Source organism: Brucella sp. TWI559 (genome assembly GCF_039674265.1).
GTDB lineage: Bacteria > Pseudomonadota > Alphaproteobacteria > Rhizobiales > Rhizobiaceae > Brucella > Brucella chromiisoli.
Genome location: NZ_JBDJNE010000094.1, coordinates 1 through 229, shown reverse-complemented (window position 1 = coordinate 229; position 229 = coordinate 1). Strand labels below are relative to the sequence as shown.

The following is a 229-nucleotide window of genomic DNA, read 5'->3' as shown; positions in this document are numbered from 1 at the left end:
GTCACGTCGCCGCTATGAACTTACAGAACGCGAATGGTCGATTATTGCGCCGCTGTTGCCATGCAAACCGCGTGGTGTACCCCGCGTCGATGATCGCATGGTACTCAATGGTATTCTGTGGCGCTTCCGCACAGGATCGTCATGGTCTGAAATCCCTGAGCGTTATGGTGTTGCAACGACTTGCTACAACCGGTTCGTTCGTTGGCGACGTGCTGGTGTCTGGGATCGA

1 protein-coding gene is annotated in these 229 nt (G+C 55.0%); it reads left to right on the top strand.

The features are described 5' to 3' along the window. The coding region (locus tag ABE530_RS19770) for a transposase (RefSeq protein WP_499695743.1) at window positions 1-229 on the top strand (229 nt) is incomplete at both ends.